Origin of the sequence: Bradyrhizobium sp. Pha-3 (assembly GCF_042258615.1) — a bacterium.
GTDB lineage: Bacteria > Pseudomonadota > Alphaproteobacteria > Rhizobiales > Xanthobacteraceae > Bradyrhizobium.
Genome location: NZ_CP170152.1, coordinates 3,530,232 through 3,547,857 on the forward strand (window position 1 = coordinate 3,530,232; position 17,626 = coordinate 3,547,857).

Genomic DNA, 17,626 nt, shown 5'->3' on the forward strand with positions numbered 1-17,626 from the left:
TCAAAATGAGCAACTAGCTGCCTTGAGGCGTCGCCTGTTGGGCGCTGTCCGGTCCCTCGGCGAGGTGCTCGATCGCGGCGCTCCGCTTGTTGCGCAGATGGGCAAACAGGATGTCGCTGAGTTCGCTTGCCGAGCGGCGCCGCAGCGCGTCGAGGATCGCCTCGTGCTCGCGCATTGCCTCGGCCCAGCGTTGCCGCTTGCGGGCGAAGTTGGCGGAGTAGCGCACGCGGCGGATCCGGCCCGCGAAGTTGGCGTAGGTCGTCTTTAGCGTCTCGTTGCGCGCAGCCGCGACGATGCTCTCGTGGATCTGCTGGTTGGTCTGGAAATAGCCGTGCATGTCGCGGTGCAGATAGTGGCCGTACATCTCATAGTGCAGCCGCTCGATCGCGGCGATTTCCTCGTCCGTGATGTTCTCGCACGCCAACCGTCCGGCGAGGCTCTCGAGTCCTGCCATGACGTCGAACAGTTCCTCGAGGTCGCGCTGGCTGAGCTGGCGCACTCGCGCGCCGCGATTGGGCAACAGCTCGATCAGGCCCTCAGCGGCCAGCACCTTGAGCGCCTCGCGCAGCGGCGTCCTGGAGATGCCCAGCATTTCGCACAGCTGGCGTTCCGGAACGCGCCCGCCCTCGGGAATATTGCCTTCCACGACATAGTCGCGCAGCCGCAGCAGGATCTCGCCGTGAAGCGAGACCTCCTGGCGGTCGCTGCCGTTGCCGGCGGCGGGTTGGGTGATCGGAACCCCGGTCTCGGGAATCGCAGATTTCATATTCTGAACAATAATTTGACGACGCGGCCGCGTCGATCTCCACAATCGAATACCAAAATTGGATTGAAAATACAAAAAATGAATGCAAAATGGATGATCAAGAGATCGAAAACCGGCGATTGGGAGGTTCTCATGCATCAAGGACGCCATTTTCTGCAGATTCCGGGGCCGAGCCCCGTTCCGGATCGCATTCTTCGCGCGATGGACATGCCGGTCATCGACCATCGCAGCGCCGAGTTTGCCGAGCTTGGCCGCACCGTGCTCGAGGGAAGCGGCAAGATCTTCCAGACCGCAGGCCCGGTGGTGATCTTCCCGTCGTCGGGCACCGGCGCCTGGGAAGCTGCGATCGTCAACACGCTGTCGCCCGGCGACAAGGTCCTGATGGTCGAGACCGGCCACTTCGCCACGTTGTGGCGGCAGCTGGCCGGCCGTCTCGGCATCGAGGTCGATTTCATTGCCGGCGACTGGCGGCGCGGCGCCGACCCTGCGTTGATCGAAGCAAAGCTGGCCGCGGACACTGCGCACAGCATCAAGGCGGTGATGGTCGTCCACAACGAGACCTCGACCGGCGCGACCAGCCGGATCGCCGACATCCGCGCCGCCATCGACCGCACCGCGCATCCGGCGCTCCTGATGGTCGATACCATTTCCTCGCTCGGCTCGGTCGATTACCGGCACGACGAGTGGAAGGTCGATGTCAGCGTCAGCTGCTCGCAGAAGGGGTTCATGCTGCCGCCCGGGCTCGGCTTCAACGCCATTTCGGAAAAGGCCCGCGCCGCCTCCCGCACCAACAAGATGCCGCGCTCCTATTTCGATTGGGAGGAGATGCTGAAGCCGAACGCCAAGGGCTTCTTCCCTTATACGCCGGCGACGACCCTGCTCTACGGGCTGCGCGAGGCGATCGCGATGCTGCTGGAAGAGGGGCTCGACAACGTGTTCGCCCGCCATCGGCGGCTGGCCGCCGCGACGCGCGCCGCCGTCAATCAATGGGGGCTCGAGAATCTCTGCCAGGAGCCGTCGGAATTCTCGCCGGTGCTGACCGCGGTGTTGATGCCGCCCGGCCATGATGCCGACCAGTTCCGCAAGGCCGTGCTCGACAATTTCAACATGTCGCTCGGTGCCGGCCTTTCGAAGGTCGCCGGCAAGGTGTTTCGCATCGGCCATCTCGGCGAGTGCAACGAGCTGACCTTGCTCGGCGCGCTCACCGGCGTCGAGATGGGGCTGTCGGTCGCCGGCGTGCCGCACCGCTCGGGCGGCGTCGAGGCGGCGATGCGGCTGCTCGAGCAGCGCGATCAACGCAACGCGTCGTCGCACCTGAAGGTGGTCAGCACGTAGCGACACCAACAACTAAAAATCGCGGATCAGGGAGGGGAAGGGTATGAGGCTTCGGTTCAAGGCCACCCATGTCGTGTTGGCCATGCTCTGCGTGATGTATTTCATCACCTATGTCGACCGGGTGAACATCGGCACTGCGGCCAGCGAGATCCAGAAGGAGCTCGGTCTGTCCAACACCGAACTCGGCCTGGTGTTCTCGGCCTTCGCCTATCCGTACCTGCTGTTCCAGGTGATCGGCGGCTGGGTCGGCGATCGCTTCGGGCCACGCCAGACCTTGTTCTGGTGCGGCATGATCTGGGCTGCGGCGACCATCATGACCGGCTTCGTCCATGGTCTCGCCGCGCTGTTCATCGCGCGCTTCGCGCTGGGGTTCGGCGAAGGCGCGACGTTCCCGACCGCGACGCGCGCCATGCAGTACTGGACGCCCGCGAACCGCCGCGGCTTCGCGCAAGGCCTGACACACGCGTTCGCACGGCTCGGCAACGCGGTGACCCCGCCAGTGGTCGCGCTCCTGATCCTGTGGCTGACATGGCGCGGCGCCTTCGTCGCGCTCGGCATCGTCAGCCTGATCTGGGGTGTTGTGTGGGTCTGGTACTTCCGCAACGAGCCGGGCGACCATGGCTCCATCACCGCGGCCGAGCTTGCGACGTTGCCGCCGCGTCCGCAGGGCGAACGGCCGAAGGTGCCGTGGGGCCCGCTGTTGCAGCGGATGTGGCCGGTGACGCTGACCTATTTCTGCTACGGCTGGTGCCTGTGGCTCTACCTCAACTGGCTGCCGCTGTTCTTCAAGAACAACTACAGCCTCGATCTGAAGAACTCGGCGCTGTTCGCATCCGGCGTGTTCTTCGCAGGCGTCGTCGGCGACAGCGTCGGCGGCGTGATCTCCGACCGCATCCTCGAGCGCACGGGCAATGTCCGGCTGGCGCGGCTCAGCGTGACGATCGTGGGCTTCGCCGGCGCGCTGCTCTCGCTGATGCCGATCCTGTTCGTCCACGACATCACGGTGGTTGCGCTGTGCCTGTCGGCCGGCTTCTTCTGCGCCGAGCTCGTGATCGGCCCGATGTGGTCGATCCCGATGGACATCGCGGCGAAATATTCCGGCACCGCCGCGGGCATCATGAACAGCGGCTCGGCGTTCGCGGCAATCGTCTCGCCGCTGGTTGCCGGCTTCGTCATCGACGCCACCGGCAATTGGTACCTGCCGTTCCTGATGTCGATGGGGCTGCTGCTGCTCGGTGCTTTCTCGGCGTTTCTGATGCACCCCGAGCGCCCGTTCGAGGAGGCGAGCGAACTGGTGGCGACGGGGAAGGTGGTGGCCGCCGAATAGGAGGGAGGCCGATTAGCGGCCGCAACGGAAATGGGCTCCCTCGCCCCGTTCTTACGGGGAGAGGGTTGGGGTGAGGGGCTGTCTCCACAGATGCGGTGATAGTTGCGCTTGCGGAGGCTCCCCCTCACCCGGAACGCATCTTGCGATGCGTCATAGCCGAAGCTCTGCTTCGGCGTTCTTGAGAACGGCCGCCGAAGGCGGCCTATGCCTCTGCCCGCGCGCGGGGCGAGGTGAAGCAGAGCCAGTTGCTTGACGTGAGCTCATGCGGCCTTGGCGGAGCGCCGTCAGATATGCATGACGGCCCCCCGCCGGGCCGAGGACAAACCCGGCGAATAGTGATATGCGAGCGGCTTACCAAGACCAAGGCAAGACCGGGAAAGACGCTCATGACCGTGCATACTGGAAGGCATTTTCTGCAGATTCCGGGACCGACCAACGTGCCAGACCGGGTGCTGCGGGCGATGGACATGCCGACCATGGACCATCGCGGTGCCGAATTCGCCGAGATCGGCTTTGCCGTGCTTTCTGCGATGCAGCGTGTGTTCCGCACCAAGCAGCCCGTGATCATCTACCCCTCGTCGGGGACCGGCGCCTGGGAGGCCGCGATCGTCAACACGCTGCAGCCGGGCGACAAGGTCTTGATGTGCGAGACGGGGCAGTTCGCGGTGCTGTGGCACGGCATCGCCGACAAGTTCAAGCTCGACGTCGATTTCATTCCGGGCGACTGGCGCCATGGCGCCGACCTCGAGCAGATCGAGGCCAGGCTTGCCGCCGACAAGGCGCACAAGATCAAGGCCGTCTGCGTGGTCCATAACGAGACCTCGACCGCCTGCGTCACCTATCCGCGCGACGTCCGCAAGATTCTCGACACGCTGAAGCATCCGGCGCTCTTGATGGTCGACACGATCTCTGGCCTCGGCTCGCTGGAATATGAGCATGACGCCTGGGGCATCGACGTTTCGATCGCCGGCTCCCAGAAGGGGCTGATGCTGCCGCCCGGCCTCGGCTTCAACGCCGTGTCGGAGAAGGCGCTGGCGGTGGCCAAGGCCAATCCGGGGATGCGCTCCTATTGGGATTGGCAGGAGGTCATCAACATCAACAAGGCCGGCACCTGGCCGTATACGCCCGCCACCAACCTGCTGTTCGGCCTGAGGGAGGCCGTGAAGATGCTGGAGGAGGAGGGCCTCGAGAATGTGTTCGCCCGCCACAAGCGCCACAGCGAAGCGACGCGTGCCGCCATCAAGGTCTGGGGGCTGGAGACGCAGTGCCAGGAGCAGGGCGCGCATTCGCCGGCGCTGACCGCAGTACGCGTGCCTGACGGCCACGACGCCGACCACTTCCGCAAGGTCGTGCTGGAGAATTTCGACATGTCGCTCGGCACCGGCCTCAACAAGGTCAAGGGCAAGGTGTTCCGGATCGGCCATATCGGCCACTTCAACGATTTGATGCTGATGGGCACGCTGTCCGGCGTCGAGATGGGTCTTGATCTGGCCAAGGTGCCGCATCGCAGTGGCGGTGTGCTGGCGGCGATGGACGTTCTGAAGGGGCGTGACGCCGCGCAGGCATCGAAAGCCGTTGCTTGAGTAGGCTGGCCTGAAACCTTATCGCAAAGAACAGAAAGAGCGAGACATGAACGCGCCTGTCGCACCGACCGAAGACCTGATCTACTCCGTCGCGGACGGGATCGCGCGCATCACGTTCAACCGGCCGCAGGCCCGCAACGCGCTGACCTTTGCGATGTACGAGCAGATGGCGTCGATCTGCGAGAACATCAACCAGGATCACTCGATCAAGGCGTTGATCCTGACCGGTGCCGGCGACAAGGCGTTCGCCTCCGGCACCGACATCTCGCAGTTCCGCGCGTTCAAGACCGCGCAGGATGCGCTGGACTACGAGGCGCGGATCGATCGCGTGCTGGGAACGCTCGAACAGTGCCGCGTGCCTGTGATCGCGGCGATCGCCGGTGCGTGTACCGGTGGCGGCGCCGGTATCGCCGCATGCTGCGACATCCGCATCGGCACCGAGGCTACCCGGATCGGTTTCCCGATCGCGCGCACGCTCGGCAACTGCCTCTCGATGTCCAACATCTCGCGGCTGGTCTCGCTGATCGGTCCGGCGCGGACCAAGGATCTGATCTTCAAGGCGCGCCTCGTCGAAGCGCCCGAAGCACTGGCGCTCGGGCTGTTGAACGAGGTTGTCCCCGACGTGGAGACCTTGCAGCGTCGTGCCACCGAGACCGCGCAGCTCGTCGCCGGCCACGCGCCGATCACGCTCGAGGTGACCAAGGAAGCGGTGCGCCGCATCCGCCGCACGCTGTCGCGCGACGAAGGCGAAGACCTGATCCTGCGCGCCTATATGAGCGAGGATTTCCGCGAGGGCATGGACGCTTTCCTCAACAAGCGCACGCCGAACTTCAAGGGCAAGTAGCGGCTGCGAGGCGCGCCCGAGTGGCTGGTGTGCAAGGCTCGGGCAAGTCATGTCGCGAGAATACGAGCGTATGACTCGCAAGGCGCCCAACACACTCGATGTCGTCCTGGCGAAGGCCAGGACCCATTACCCCAAATATCAGTTGTTGCACGACGCCGGGGCCAAGATCGCGTTCATCAGCAACTGCGGTGGCTATGGGTCCTGGCTTTCGCCATGACGACGATCGAATTGATCTCCATTCGCAATGACATGGAGCCTCATTCCAAAGTCATAGGTCGTGCGTCAGTTCGGCGGCTTGAACTCACCTGCATTCTCGGCACAATGACACGAACCCGCCACCTCGACGGTTTTGCAAAGCCGAACAAATAGATAGGGAAGAACACGTGGGACAGATTGTGAAAACCACGGCAGCCTTCGCGGCCTTGCTGCTGAGCACGCCGGCCTTTGCCGGCTGGGAGCCGAGCAAGCCGGTCGAGATCGTGGTAGCGGCGGGCGCCGGTGGCGCTTCCGACCAGATGGCGCGCATGATGCAGGCGGCGATCCAGAAGAACAATCTGATGAAGCAGCCGATGGTGGTCTCGCTGAAGGGCGGCGCGTCGGGTGCGGAAGCGTTGATGTACATCAAGTCCAGCGAGGGCGATCCCAACAAGGTGCTGATCGCCTATTCGCTGATCTACATGCTGCCGCTGTCGGCCAAGATCCCGTTCAACTGGCGCGACCTCACGCCGGTGTCGGTGATCGCGCTCGACCAGTTCGTGTTGTGGGACAATGCGTCGGGCCCCAAGACCGTGAAGGACTTCATCGCGGCCGCGAAGGCTGCGAGCGCGCCGTTCAAGATGGGCGGCACGGGCTCCAAGCGCGAAGATCATGTGTTGACCGTCTTCATGGAGCAAAAGACCGGCGCAAAATTCTCCTATCTGCCCTACAAGTCCGGCGGCGAGGCCGCGACCCAGCTGGTCGGCGGCCATACCGAATCCAACGTCAACAACCCGAGCGAGAACCTCGAGGTCTGGCGCGCTGGACAGGTTCGCGCGCTCTGCGTGTTCGACAAGGAGCGCATCTCCTACACGACCAAGGTCACCGACACGCAATCCTGGAACGATATCCCGACCTGCAAGGAAGAGGGGCTGGACGTGCAGTATCTGATGCTGCGCGCGATGTTCCTGCCGGGCAAGGTCACGCAGGAGCAGCAGGCGTTCTATGTCGACCTGTTCCAGAAGGTGACGCAGACGGCGGAATACAAGGACTACATGGAGAAGCAGGCCTTGAAGCCGATCTTCCTCACCGGCAAGGACATGGTCGAGTTCCTCGAGGATGACGACAAGCAGAATGCCTCGCTCATGAACGCGGCGGGCTTTGTCGCGAAATAGCGGTCGCGGTTTGCTTACCTCCGGGCCGGAATTGGCTTGCAAGCGGCAGCGGCGCAGTGATTATTGCGCCGCAGTATGGCCGAACGTCCGGCGAGCCCGATCGGGCCGGGTCACCCCTCCGTCGCCGTTGCGGGACCGCAAGGAGCGATCATGACCAAAGCCGTTCTCGGTGTCATCGGCGGATCCGGCATCTACGATCTGCCGGGCCTGGAAAATGTCCGCGAGGAAACCATCGCAAGTCCCTGGGGCGAACCATCGGCGCCGTTGCGCCGTGGCGAGATGGCGGGACTGCCGATCGTGTTCCTGCCGCGACACGGCCCGGGACATGCGCTGTCGCCGTCCGACATCAATTATCGCGCCAATATCGACGTGCTGAAGCGGGCCGGGGTCACCGATCTCGTCGCGCTGTCCGCCTGCGGATCGTTCAAGGAGGAACTGCCGCCGGGCACATTCGTGCTGGTCGATCAGTTCGTCGATCGCACGCACAAGCGCGAGAGCTCGTTCTTCGGCAAGGGCTGCGTCGCGCATGTGTCGATGGCGCATCCGGTGTCGCCGCTGCTGGTCAAGCATCTCGCCGCCGCCGCCGAGGCCGAGCGCATCGCGTTCGCGCGCGGCGGCACCTATCTCTGCATGGAGGGGCCGCAATTCTCCTCGCTCGCCGAAAGCCTGACCTACAAGGCGCAGGGCTATTCGGTGATCGGCATGACCAACATGCCGGAAGCCAAGCTCGCCCGCGAGGCCGAGATCTGCTACGCCAGCGTGGCGATGGTCACCGATTTCGACTGCTGGCATCCGGCGCATGATGCCGTGACGGTGCAGGACATCATCCGCGTGCTGAATTCGAACGCCGAGAAGGCCAAGGCGCTGGTCGCGCGTCTGGCGCGGGATTTCCCGCGCGCGCACGAGCCGTGTCCGATCGGTTCGGATCGCGCGCTGGACACCGCGCTGATCACGGCGCCCACGGCGCGCGATCCGCAGCTGCTTGCCAAGCTCGATGCTGTCGCTGGAAGGGTCTTACGCGCATGAAAGTCGACGGACGGCATTTTCGTAGCATCTGGCTCGAGCCCGACGGCTGGTCCGTCGGCGCGATCGATCAACGCCGGTTGCCGCATGAGTTCATCATTGCAAAGATCACGAGCGCGGACGAGGCCGGCGAGGCCATCAGCTCGATGCTGGTGCGCGGCGCGCCGCTGATCGGCGCCACCGCAGCCTATGGCATGGCGCTCGCGATGCGCGCCGATTCTTCCGATGCGGCGGTCGACCGCGCCGGCAAGATGTTGGCTGCGACCCGGCCGACCGCGATCAATCTGAAGTGGGCGATCGACCAGATGCAGCGCGCGCTCGCGCCGCTCGCTGCGTCGGCCCGGGCGGAAGTGGCCTATGCCCGCGCTCGCGAAATTGCCGATGAGGATGTCGAGATCAACAGCGAGATCGGCCGCCACGGGCTCGGCCTGATCGAAAGAATCGCTGCTACGAAGAAGCCGGGCGAGCCGGTCAACGTCCTGACGCATTGCAATGCCGGCTGGCTTGCAACCGTCGATTGGGGAACGGCGACGTCACCGATCTACCAGGCGCATGATCGCGGCATTGTGGTCCATGTCTGGGTCGACGAGACGCGGCCGCGCAATCAGGGCGCTTCGCTCACCGCCTGGGAGCTCGGTCACCACGGCGTGCCGCACACCGTGATCCCCGACAACACCGGCGGCCATCTGATGCAGCATCGCATGGTCGACCTTGCGATCGTCGGGACCGATCGCGTCGCCGCCAATGGCGACGTCTGCAACAAGATCGGGACCTATCTGAAAGCGCTCGCGGCTCACGACAACGGCGTGCCGTTCTATGTCGCTCTGCCGTCGCCGACCATCGACTTTAGTATCGATGACGGCATCAGGCAGATTCCGATCGAGCAGCGCGCGGCCAGCGAGGTGACGCATCTCACCGGGCGCACCGCGGATGGACGAATCGAGACCGTGCGCGTGGTTCCGGACGGCTCTTCCGTCGCCAATTTCGGCTTCGACGTCACGCCGGCGAGGCTGGTGACGGGATTGATCACCGAGCGCGGCGTGCTCGGCGCTGACCGTGCTGCACTTGCGAGCGCATTTCCCGAACGTTCCGGGCGTTAGCTGAAGGCTGCATTGACGGTGATTGGTTCAGCACGCTATCCCAATCGTTGCCCTCGCAACCCAGACCGTCCAGTCCATGTCCAATACCGAACTTGAGATCGTCGTCGACGATCCGACCGCGCCTGAAGAGAATTCGCCTGCCGTCGTCAGCACCGGCGCCGTCGATGTCATCGTCTCGCTGCTGCTGCTTGCGCTCGCCTTGGTGCTCGGCTGGGACAATTGGCGCACCGGTGCGTCGTGGGACTCGACCGGGCCGCAGCCGGGCTATTTTCCGTTCTATCTCTCGGTGATTCTCGGCGCCGCCAGCCTCTATGGCCTGGGCGCCGCCTTCGCCTCGCGTCGGGAAGCCGTCGAGACCTTCGTCACCCGGGCCCAGTTTCGCCGGGTGATGGCGGTGTTCGTGCCGACCTTCCTGTTCTGCCTCGCCACCCAATATCTCGGCCTCTATGTCGCGAGCTTTCTCCTGATCGCGGGCTTCATGCGCCTCGTCGGCAAGATCGCGCTGTGGAAGTCGCTGCTCACCGCCTTCGTCTTCACCGCCGCGATGTTCGTGACCTTCGACATCGCATTCGACGTCATCATGCCGAAGGGGCCGCTCGAAGCGGCCTTCGGCTACTGAGCGATCGACAGGATTTCGAGACATGGAAGCTTTCGGTCTCCTGCTGCATGGCTTTGCCGTCCTTTTGACGTGGAAGACGCTGCTGTTGATGATGGTCGGGCTGGTGCTCGGCATCTTCGTCGGCGTGCTGCCCGGACTTGGCGGCCCCAACGGTGTTGCGATCCTGCTGCCGCTGACCTTCACGATGGATCCGACATCCGCCATCGTGATGCTGTCGTGCATCTACTGGGGCGCGCTGTTCGGCGGCGCCATCACCTCGATCCTGTTCAACATCCCCGGCGAAGCCTGGTCGGTCGCGACCACCTTCGACGGCTATCCGATGGCTCAGCAGGGCAGGGCGGCCGAAGCGCTGACCGCAGCGTTCACCTCGTCCTTCATCGGCTCGCTGGTCGCGGTGTTGCTGATCACCTTCCTGGCGCCGATGATCTCGTCGTTCGCGCTGAAGTTCGGACCGCCGGAATTCTTCGCCGTCTATCTCCTGACCTTCTGCTCGTTCGTCGGCCTCGGCCGCGAGGCCAAGCACAAGACCGTGATCTCGATGTCGCTCGGGCTGCTGCTCGCGGGCGTCGGCATGGATACGGTGTCCGGGCAGCTGCGCATGACGTTCGGTTCAGCCGAGCTGCTGCGCGGCATCAACTTTCTCGTCGCTGTGATCGGCCTGTTCGGCATCAGCGAGATCCTGCTGACAATGGAGGAGCGCCTGGCGCTGCGCGGCCACGCCGCCAGTATCAGCCTGCGCGTCGTGCTCTCGGTGTGGAAGGACCTGCCGAAATACTGGGTGACGCTGCTGCGCTCGTCGGTGATCGGCTGCTGGCTCGGAATCACGCCGGGTGGCGCGATCGCGGCGTCCTTCATGGGCTACAACCTTGCGAAGCGTTTCGCCAAGGATCAGGAAAGCTTCGGCAAGGGCCGCATCGAGGGCGTGTTCGCGCCGGAGACCGCCGCCCACGCGTCGGGCACCGCGGCCTTGTTGCCGATGCTCGCGCTCGGCATCCCCGGTTCGGGGACCGCGGCGATCCTGCTTGGCGGCCTGATGGTGTGGGGCCTCAACCCCGGTCCGCTGCTGTTCGTCGAGCACAAGGATTTCGTCTGGGGCCTGATCGCCTCGATGTATCTCGGCAACGTCGTCGGCCTGGTGCTGGTGCTGACGACCGTGCCGATCTTCGCCTCGATCCTGCGCGTGCCGTTCGCGGCTGTCGCGCCGATGATCGTGGTGTCCTGCGCGATCGGCGCCTATGCGATCCAGAATGCGATGTTCGATATCTGGCTGATGCTGGGCTTCGGTGTCGTCGGCTATGTCTTCAAGAAGATCGGGATCCCGCTTGCGCCGTTCACGCTCGCTCTGGTGCTCGGCAGCCGCGCCGAGGACGCGTTCCGCCTTTCGATGATCGGCTCCGGCGGCGACATGAAGGTGTTCTGGTCGAACGGCCTCGTCGGCACGATCACGACCCTGGCGATCGTGCTGCTGTTCTGGCCGGTGATCGATCGGGTCTTTGCCGGCGTCGGGCGTCTGCTGCGGCCGGCAAAGGCGTGAAGCCTCATAGCGTTTTCAAGCGAAGTGGATACCGGTTCGCGTGACGAAAACGCGTCAAGACTAGACGACTTTGCGCTGGCGCAGCTCGGCGATCTCGTCCTTGCCGAAGCCGAATTCGGCCAGCACTTCCTCGGTCTGCTCGCCGAATTCCGGCGGGCGCGCCGCCATCTTGCTCGGCGTGCGCGACAGCGTCAGGGGCTGGCTGACCAGCTGGATGTGCCGGTTCTCGTCATTCGGCACGTGCTGGGCCATGCCGAGATGCTTGACCTGGGCATCCTCGAACATCTGGTCGATCGAGTAGATCGGCCCGCATGGCACGCCGGCGGCGTTCAGCTCCTGCACCCAGGTCTCGGTGGATTTCTTCTCGGTCAGCGCGTTGATTCGGGCATTCAGCGCGTCGCGGTTCTTCGAACGCGCCGGTGCGGTCGCGTAGTCGGGGTCGGTGACCAGATCGGGTGCGCCGATCGCCTGGGCACAGCGCTCCCAGATCCGCCCGCCCGTCGTGGCGATGTTGATGTAGCCGTCGGAGGTCTTGAACACGCCGGTCGGGATCGAGGTCGGATGGTTGTTGCCTGCCTGCTTGGCGACTTCCTTTTCCATCAGCCAGCGCGCCGCCTGGAAATCCAGCATGAAGATCTGCGCCTGCAGCAGCGAGGTCTGCACCCATTGGCCTTCGCCGGACACGTCGCGCTCAAGGAGTGCGGTCAGGATGCCGATCGCGCAGAACAGCCCTGCGGTGAGGTCGGCGACGGGAATGCCGACCCGCATCGGGCCGCCGCCGGGCGCGCCGGTCACCGACATCAGGCCGCCCATGCCCTGCGCGATCTGATCGAAGCCCGGCCGCTTGTGATACGGGCCGTCCTGGCCGAATCCGGAGATGCTGCCATAGACGATCCGCGGATTGATCTTGCGCACGCTCTCATAGTCGATGCCGAGCTTGCCCTTCACGTCGGGCCGGAAGTTCTCGACGATGACGTCGGCCTGCTCGGCCAGCCGCTTGAACACTTCGAGCCCCTTGGGGTCTTTCAGGTTCAAGGTCATGGCACGCTTGTTGCGGTGCAGGTTCTGGAAGTCCGACCCGCCGCGGGGGCCGCCCGGCTGCTCGCCGCCGCCGTCCTCCAGCAGCGCATCGATCTTGATGACGTTGGCACCCCAGTCGGCGAGCTGACGCACGCAGGTCGGCCCCGACCGGACCCGGGTCAAATCCAGCACGGTGAACCGGGACAGGGCTTGGGATGCGCGGGGAAAGGGCATTGAGACACCTCTTGTTTGGCGGGCCGCTCTGGGGCTACTGCCTATCTGCCTTAGACAATTTGGCTGACCTTTCCAACTGTTACCCCGACAACAAACCGGACTGGAAACAAACAGGCATGGTTCCGTGCAGATCGGCCTCCGCCTCGGCTGTCATTCAGGTTTCCCCACACCTGCTTACAGGCCCCTCCCATCCGCCAACCCTCGACAATCACTGCGCCGGCTGCTAGCCCGTCGCCATCCGAATGAGTTTTTGCCCTTATGGAAGAGGCACTTGAGGCGCATCAAGGCGATGGACCGAAAGCGGGCATGGCGGTGAAAAAGGGTCCATCCCATCTGCTCGGTAATTCGGCATGGAACGCGACGGCGTTCGCGGTCGCGGTGCTGCTCAACCTCGCGATTCTCCCGTTCGTGATCTTCCGGCTCGGCCTTGCCGCGTTCGGGGTTGCGGGCCTGGTGACTGCCTGCGTCGCGCCTGCGCTGATGTTCAGCAATGCGCTTGGCCTCTCGACGGCGCGCGAACTCGCGCACCGGCTGGAACTGTCCGATCGCGGCGCGGCACGGCGTTTCTTCGCGACCGCCCTTGCGCTTGCCATCGCCGTGGGGAGCCTGATCGCGGCCTTGCTCATCCTTGCCGGACCGCCGCTCGCACGATTGGGATTTCACCTGGGTGGTACGGCCGCCGACGACCTCGGGCTTGCCTTTGCGTTGGCAGGTGCCGGCTGGCTGTTCCAGTGCCTGTTCGCGGTCTTCCTCTCGCTGTTCACGGCGCGCCAGGATTATCGGCGGATCGCGTCGATCAGCATCACGGGCACCGTGGTGACGACGATGTCGATGCTGCTGTTCATCCCGTACGCGCCGCATGCCTCGACCTTTCTCGGTTGTCAGGCCTTGGGCTTCGCGACGAATCTCGTAATGGCCTTCGCTTGGTCGCGGCATGCAATCAGCGACTGGCTGGCACGGCCCGCGCTCGATCGCGGCGCGCTGCGTGCACTGGTCAAGCTGGGCGGCTGGCAGGTCGCGGCGCAAAGCGGTGCGCTGTTCGCCGGACAGGCAGACCGCTATCTGCTCGGGGCGCTGCTGCAGCCGCAATTCGTCGGCTTCTACAGCGTCGCGCAGCGCCTCGAGGAGGCGGTCTATATCGGCGTGTTGAAGATCGGCGAGATCCTGTTCCCGTTCTTCAGCACGCTGCAGAAGGAGGATGACGATCGCAAGGTCGACCTGCTGCTGCGCTCCTCCTGGATTCTCAACGTGCTTGCCGCGAGCGCGCTTGGCGGCCTGATCCCGGTGGCAGGCGCGCTGCTGTATCGATGGACCGGTGCCGAGGTCGCCGCCGAGGCGCAGCTGGTGCTGGTGGTGCTTGCGATCAGCGGAATATTGGGCTCGAGCGCCAACGTGTTCGCGTTCTATCTGCTGTCGCAGGGACGCTCCAGCTTCAACGCGTTGATCTCGCTCGTCACCGGCATCTTCACGCTGGCGACCAGCGCCATCGCGTTGCCGTATTTCGGCTGGCAGGCGGCCGGCTGGAGCTCCTGCGTCGGGATGATTGCCCAGATGGTCGTCACGGTGCTGCTGCTGCGGCGAACCTTCAGGCTCTCAGCCATGTGGTCACGAATGGTGCATTTCGTCTTGATGCCGCTCGGCACGGGAATCGCCGTTGCGCTGGTGCTGCGCGCGCAGCTTGGCCACGTGTCGTTCGACCATGCGCCGTCATGGTGGTATGTGGTGTCGCTCTACGGCGTGTCGGCGGCGGCGATCTTTGTCGCCGCCGTCGCCGTGTCGCAGCTTGGTCCCTATCGCGCCATCTGCTGGCGGGATCTCCGCGTCATCATTGCCCGCTTCTTGCCCTTCAAGGCCGCCTAGACATGTGTGGTATCGCAGGCATCGTCAATCTGCGCGGCGGCCCCGTGGACCCGGCCGACATCTCGCGGCTCACCAGCCTGATCGCGCATCGCGGTCCGTTCGGCGAGGGCACCTGGTTCAACGCGAAGCGAAACGTCGCCTTCGGCCATCGCCGGCTCGCCATCATCGATCCCGGCGAGGGCGGCTATCAGCCGATGGTGTCGGGCGATGGCCGCCATGTGATCGTGTACAACGGCGAGATCTACAACTTCCTCGAATTGCGCCGTGAGCTCGAGGCGAAGGGCGCGGTCTTCCGCAGCCAGTCCGACACCGAAGTGATCCTTGCCGCCTGGCAGGCGTGGGGCGAGGACATGCTGCTGCGCTTCAACGGCATGTGGGCGCTGGCGATCTACGATACCATCACGGATGATCTGTTCCTCGCGCGTGACCGGTTCGGCATCAAGCCAATGCTGTACGCGCTGTCAGGCGAGCGGTTCGTGTTCGCGTCCGAGCAGCGGGCGCTGGCGCGGAGCGGGCTGGTCGAGACGTCGCTCGATATCGACGTGGCGCGGCGGCTGTTGCTTGATCCGTTCGGCATCGAAGGCAGCGAGCGGACCCTGTTTTCGCAACTTCGCCGCCTGCAGGGCGGGCACTGCATGTGGTTGCGTCAGGGGCGGGTGCAGGTGCGCCGCTGGTGGCGGACCGTGGATCATCTGCCTGATATCCCGGAGACCGAGGCCGAGCGTGTCGAGCGGTTTCGCGACCTGTTTCAGGATTCCGTCGCCCTGCGGATGCGGAGCGACGTTCCGATCGGGACCTGCCTGTCCGGCGGCTTCGATTCGTCCGCAGTGATCTGTGCGATGGCAACCCATGAAAAGGCCGGCATGGGACCGCGCGACTCTACCGCCTGGCGGCACGCTTTTGTCGCGACCTTTCCCGGCGCAAGCAATGACGAGCGGCCAATGGCGGAGGAAGCGGCGGCGTGGGCCGATGTGGCGCCGAGCTTTCTCGAGATCGGGCGCTCCGATGCGCTCACCGACCTTGATCGGATCCTTGACGACAACGACGATGTCTATATCGGGCTGCCGAGCGCGCCGTGGCTGATCTATCGCGAACTCCGGCGCCACAACGTCACCGTGTCGCTTGATGGCCACGGAGCGGACGAATTGATGGGCGCCTACCGGCAGGAGGGGCAGTCGACCGCATTCAGGATCCGGAACGCCGCCGCCGCGCTCACGTCACGATCACAGCTGGCGCAACGCGGCATCGACTTCCTGCGGGCGCAGATGATCAGGCGCCAGGGGCACTATTTCCTGCGGGGAGGCCTGACGGCGATGCCTGCAGCGCTGCCGCTGGTCGCCGAGGATGACGAGTTACCGAACGCGTGGGGCGCGCTGAACCGGCGTCTCTATCGCATGTTCCATTCGACTACGCTTCCCACCATTCTGCGCAATTTCGACCGGCTCTCGATGGCGCACGGGATCGAGGTGCGCATGCCGTTCATGGACTGGCGGCTGGTGACCTATACGATGGCGCTGCCGGAAACGAGCAAATCGGCCGACGGCATGACCAAGGTGGTCGCGCGTCGGGCGATGGCGAACCTGATGCCCGAAAGCATCCGCACCGCGCGCCGCAAGGTCGGCTTCAACTCGCCGATGCCGGAATGGCTGAACGGGCCATTGGCGGGCTGGACCAATGAGCTGCTCAATCGCAATGTCCCGGCGTTTGCCGAGTTCGTCGACGAAGCGCCGCTTCGAAAGGCGGTCGGCCACTTGACGGCATCGCAGAGCTGGGATTGGGAGTCCGTCGGCCGGATCTGGCCATACCTGAACATGAAATGGATGTTGGCAAGGTCCGTATAACCAATGCGTCTGTTCCAGAATAGCGGTCTCTATCCGTCTTATCTGCCGCGGCTGAATCGGCTTGCGGCAAAAGCGTCAACCTTTGCGGCGCGTCGCGACGTGTTCCTGCACGATCGCTTCGGCGCGGCGCATTTCCTCGAGCCCGTGCTCGACGGTGCGCCTGAAGCCTTCTTCACCAATGGCGACGACGAGGTGCTGCAACGCCAGTGGGCGCGTGAGCAGGGTATGAAGGGGACGCCGACGCTCGAAGCCATTCTGCTTGCGCAGATCGAGCATCACAGGACCGATGTGTTCTACAATCTCGATCCGGTCCGCTATCCGAGCGTGTTCATCGCCAAGCTTCCCGGCTGCGTGAAGAAGACATTGTGCTGGCGCGCGGCGCCCTCCGGCAATGCCGACCTGACCGCCTATGGCGCGGTGCTTGGCAACTTCCCCTCGATCCTCGAGGCGTGGCGCAGCAAAGGCTGCCGGGCGGAGCTGTTCTTCCCCGCGATCGATCCAGTCATGGAGCAGTACGGTCACGGCGAACGGCCCATCGATGTGGCGTTTGTCGGTGGATATTCCCGGCATCACAGTGCGCGAGGCAGGACGCTCGAACAGGTCGCGGCTCTGGCTGGCGAACGCAAGATCGTGTTCTGCCTCGATGCGTCGCGGCTGACACGGCTTGCCGAAAGCGCGGTCGGCCGGTTGCTGCCGTTGCAAAAGCACCGGAGGCCCGACGTCATCGCGCGAATAGCCCGGCTGCCGCTGTTCGGCAGGGACCTCTACGAGCTGTTCGGATCCGCCAAGATCGTGCTCAACGGCGCAATCGACATGGCCGGCAACGACCGCGGCAACATGCGCTGCTTCGAGGCGATGGGCTGCGGGTCGCTGCTCGTGTCGGATTCCGGCAACTATCCGGAGGCGATGCAGGACGGCGTCACGATGCGCACCTACGACGCTCCTGAAAGGGCAGCCGAGGCGATTTCGAGCAGCCTGGAGGATTGGCCGCAATGGGCCGCCATCGCCGCGTCCGGCAGGAAGCGCGTGCAGCAGACCTACAGCAAGGCCTCGCAATGGGCCCAGTTTATCGATCTCGTCGCGCGGATTGAGCCGTGCTAGAGCGTTTTTCGAGCGAAATGGATGCCGGTTCGCGCAAGGAAATCGCGTCAAAACACGAGTCTGGAGCCC

Annotated in this window: 14 protein-coding genes; 12 read left to right on the forward strand and 2 right to left on the reverse strand. The window is 64.5% G+C overall.

Annotated elements, in window-relative coordinates; all coding sequences use genetic code 11:
* Window positions 1–13 precede the first annotated feature (13 nt).
* Window positions 14–766, reverse strand: coding sequence for a GntR family transcriptional regulator (locus ACE10Z_RS16525; protein WP_375788862.1), 753 nt, complete (start codon window positions 764–766; stop codon window positions 14–16).
* Window positions 767–898: 132 nt separating this feature from the next.
* Here ACE10Z_RS16525 and ACE10Z_RS16530 point away from each other — a divergent pair, with 132 nt between their 5' ends.
* The 9 genes from ACE10Z_RS16530 (at window position 899) to ACE10Z_RS16570 (ending at window position 11,501) form a co-directional block, all read left to right on the forward strand.
* Window positions 899–2,101, forward strand: coding sequence for a pyridoxal-phosphate-dependent aminotransferase family protein (locus ACE10Z_RS16530; protein WP_375788863.1), 1,203 nt, complete (start codon window positions 899–901; stop codon window positions 2,099–2,101).
* A gap of 43 nt (window positions 2,102–2,144) precedes the next feature.
* Window positions 2,145–3,428 (forward strand): MFS transporter, encoded by a 1,284-nt coding sequence (locus ACE10Z_RS16535; protein ID WP_375788864.1) that lies wholly within the window; start codon window positions 2,145–2,147, stop codon window positions 3,426–3,428.
* A gap of 386 nt (window positions 3,429–3,814) precedes the next feature.
* Window positions 3,815–5,011, forward strand: a complete 1,197-nt coding sequence (locus ACE10Z_RS16540; RefSeq protein ID WP_375788865.1) for a pyridoxal-phosphate-dependent aminotransferase family protein — start codon at window positions 3,815–3,817, stop codon at window positions 5,009–5,011.
* 46 nt (window positions 5,012–5,057) lie between these two features.
* The gene (locus ACE10Z_RS16545; RefSeq protein ID WP_375788866.1) at window positions 5,058–5,855 is read left to right on the forward strand and encodes an enoyl-CoA hydratase/isomerase family protein; all 798 of its coding nucleotides are present in this window, start codon (window positions 5,058–5,060) and stop codon (window positions 5,853–5,855) included.
* A 392-nt stretch (window positions 5,856–6,247) separates the two neighbouring features.
* Window positions 6,248–7,225: a Bug family tripartite tricarboxylate transporter substrate binding protein gene (locus ACE10Z_RS16550; RefSeq protein WP_375789855.1), complete on the forward strand. Its 978-nt coding sequence runs from the start codon at window positions 6,248–6,250 to the stop codon at window positions 7,223–7,225.
* 150 nt (window positions 7,226–7,375) lie between these two features.
* Window positions 7,376–8,251: an S-methyl-5'-thioadenosine phosphorylase gene (locus tag ACE10Z_RS16555; RefSeq protein WP_375788867.1), complete on the forward strand. Its 876-nt coding sequence runs from the start codon at window positions 7,376–7,378 to the stop codon at window positions 8,249–8,251.
* Window positions 8,248–9,348, forward strand: a complete 1,101-nt coding sequence (mtnA, locus tag ACE10Z_RS16560; protein ID WP_375788868.1) for an S-methyl-5-thioribose-1-phosphate isomerase — start codon at window positions 8,248–8,250, stop codon at window positions 9,346–9,348. The genes ACE10Z_RS16555 and mtnA overlap by 4 nt, the downstream gene beginning before the upstream one ends.
* 76 nt (window positions 9,349–9,424) lie before the next feature.
* On the forward strand, window positions 9,425–9,967 hold the full coding sequence (locus ACE10Z_RS16565; RefSeq protein WP_375788869.1) for a tripartite tricarboxylate transporter TctB family protein: 543 nt from the start codon (window positions 9,425–9,427) through the stop codon (window positions 9,965–9,967).
* 22 nt (window positions 9,968–9,989) lie between these two features.
* Window positions 9,990–11,501, forward strand: a complete 1,512-nt coding sequence (locus tag ACE10Z_RS16570) for a tripartite tricarboxylate transporter permease (RefSeq protein WP_375788870.1) — start codon at window positions 9,990–9,992, stop codon at window positions 11,499–11,501.
* A gap of 60 nt (window positions 11,502–11,561) precedes the next feature.
* On the opposite strand, the gene ACE10Z_RS16575 is transcribed toward ACE10Z_RS16570, so the two are convergent.
* Complete coding sequence (locus ACE10Z_RS16575; protein ID WP_375788871.1) at window positions 11,562–12,755, reverse strand: CaiB/BaiF CoA transferase family protein; 1,194 nt, start codon at window positions 12,753–12,755, stop codon at window positions 11,562–11,564.
* 306 nt (window positions 12,756–13,061) lie between these two features.
* Between ACE10Z_RS16575 and ACE10Z_RS16580 the strand changes: the two genes are divergently transcribed.
* Genes ACE10Z_RS16580 through ACE10Z_RS16590 form a run of 3 tightly spaced genes read left to right on the forward strand, consistent with a single transcriptional unit; the run spans window position 13,062 to window position 17,557 of the window.
* Window positions 13,062–14,615, forward strand: coding sequence for a lipopolysaccharide biosynthesis protein (locus ACE10Z_RS16580; RefSeq protein WP_375788872.1), 1,554 nt, complete (start codon window positions 13,062–13,064; stop codon window positions 14,613–14,615).
* Between the two features lie 2 nt (window positions 14,616–14,617).
* Window positions 14,618–16,456, forward strand: a complete 1,839-nt coding sequence (asnB, locus tag ACE10Z_RS16585) for an asparagine synthase (glutamine-hydrolyzing) (protein ID WP_375788873.1) — start codon at window positions 14,618–14,620, stop codon at window positions 16,454–16,456.
* 3 nt (window positions 16,457–16,459) lie between these two features.
* Window positions 16,460–17,557: a glycosyltransferase gene (locus tag ACE10Z_RS16590; protein ID WP_375788874.1), complete on the forward strand. Its 1,098-nt coding sequence runs from the start codon at window positions 16,460–16,462 to the stop codon at window positions 17,555–17,557.
* Window positions 17,558–17,626 lie beyond the last annotated feature (69 nt).